Source organism: Acidisphaera rubrifaciens HS-AP3, assembly GCF_000964365.1.
GTDB classification, from domain to species: Bacteria; Pseudomonadota; Alphaproteobacteria; order Acetobacterales; family Acetobacteraceae; genus Acidisphaera; species Acidisphaera rubrifaciens.
The window spans coordinates 1-1,869 of sequence record NZ_BANB01000592.1; the positions used below are offsets into that span (position 1 = coordinate 1).

2 protein-coding genes are annotated in these 1,869 nt (G+C 67.1%); both read right to left on the bottom strand.

The window, feature by feature from the left end; all coding sequences use genetic code 11:
* Nucleotides 1-160: 160 nt before the first annotated feature.
* Nucleotides 161-811 carry a peroxiredoxin gene (locus B8460_RS15075; RefSeq protein WP_048862428.1) on the bottom strand — a complete coding sequence of 217 codons (651 nt, stop codon included), beginning with the start codon at nt 809-811 and terminating at the stop codon, nt 161-163.
* Nucleotides 812-931: 120 nt separating this feature from the next.
* The coding region (locus B8460_RS22140) for a hypothetical protein (protein WP_158322892.1) at nt 932-1,869 on the bottom strand (938 nt) is incomplete at its 5' end.

Sequence of the window (1,869 nt, forward strand, 5' to 3'; positions counted from 1 at the left end):
GACCCGGGGCGGACGGGGACCGGGACTCGCGGCGCGGCACGGGCCGCGCCGGGTCCGGCGGCGCGCGGACCCTACGCGTGCCGCCGCGACGCCACTATTGCAACCGTGAGAAGGTTTTATGACAGAGGCAACGGGGCGGCGCATGCCCGCCCCGCCCGGATCAGCCCCCCGCGTGCGGCAGCTTCGGCTGGTCCACCATCCGAAGATAGGGCTTCAAGGTCTTGAAACCCTTCGGGAAGCGCTTGTGCGCCTCTTCGTCGGACAGGCTTGGTACGATGATCACCTGCTCGCCGTCGCGCCAATTCACCGGCGTCGCCACCTTGTGGGCGTCGGTCAGCTGGAGGCTGTCGATCACCCGCAGGATCTCGTCGAAATTGCGCCCCGTGCTCGGCGGGTAGGTCAGGATTAGGCGGACTTTCTTGTTGGGGTCCACGATGAACACGCTGCGCACCGTCACCGACGGGTCGGCCTCCGGGTGGACCATGCCGTAGAGGTCGGAGACCTTGCGGTCGTGGTCGGCGAGGACCGGGAAGTTCAGCGTCTGGCCCTGCGTCTCCTTGATGTCGGCGGCCCAGCCGGCATGGCGCTCGCCGGTGTCCACCGACAGGCCGATCGGCTTGACCCCGCGCTTGTCCCATTCGGGTTTGAGACGGGCGACCTCGGCGAGTTCGGTGGTGCAGACGGGCGTGTAATCCTTGGGGTGGCTGAACAGCACGCCCCAGGAATTGCCCAGCCATTCGTGAAAGCTGATCCGGCCCTCGCTGCTGTCCTGTTCGAAGTCGGGGGCGGTCTGGCCGAGCTGGATGGTCATATGCGGTGCTCCTTTAACCGTAGCGCCTACGTGGGTTGGCGCCGGGCGACGTAAAGCACAGCAGGAAAACGTATGACACCCCGGCGCGACCCTGCCCCGGCCGGGCGCGCTTTCGGCCAGTCAGCTCAGCAGCACCACGCGTGTGAGCGCGGGCGTGCCGTCGGGCGCCAGGCTGTTGCAGGTCACCGTGAAATAGGCGTCGTTGTAGTCGAGGTCATCGCTGCCCAGACCGCCCATGTCGTTCCACCAGACGGCATAGCTCTGGCCGTTGTATTGCTGACAGCTCATGGCGGCATAGGCGACGCCCGGGGTCGCGGCGGGGGCGAAGCAGGTACCGGCAGCCGGCGGCGTGGCGAGCGATTGCCCGGGCGTATAGGGCCCCATGATGAAGCTGCAATTGATGTTCGTCGGATATGTCGTTGATGTATAAACATAGTTCGGAAACAGGCAGATCCCGAGCAGGTCCAGCAGATAGGACTGGTAGCCGTAGCTGTAGTTGGTGATCTGCGTCGGCGCTTCGCCCAGCGCGAGGAAGGCCGAGTAGAACCATTGCGCCTGACCGGTCCCGGAAATGCCGCCGCCGGGGCCGAAGATCACGTTGTAGGCGTTGGTGGGGGGGATGCAGCCCGCGCCGCCGTAGTTGCCGCCGGTCACGTTGCGCAGGGCGAAGGCGATCGGCTGCGTCGCGGTCAGCGGCGGGAAGACTTGGTTCGCCGGCAGGGGATAGGCGCCGTTGTTGCTGCCGATTTCGTAGAACTGGCTGAGCGGCGGGATCTGCGCGTATTGCGGCTTCCCGTTCACCATCGGCACCGGGTAGGCGAAGGCCTCGTTGAAGTCGATCGCGCTCGACCCGAACTGGCCGGCGCTGAATTGCGGCGTCACGATCGGGTTGCCCGCGGTCGCATGCACCGACAGGCGGACCGACGGGCGCCACGGAGCGAGGAAGGTCGTGGACAGGGTCGCGGTGACGGCGACGGTGACCGCGTAGGCGGGTTGCCCGCTGCGCAGGGTGGCGGGGGCGGCGGTGATGACCGGGCTGCCGAGCACCGCGAGGCCGC

Bases quoted from the DNA above. Each gene is read 5' to 3' on its own strand.
- B8460_RS15075 (WP_048862428.1), bottom strand. From the start codon at position 811: ATGACCATCCAGCTCGGCCAGACCGCCCCCGACTTCGAACAGGACAGC.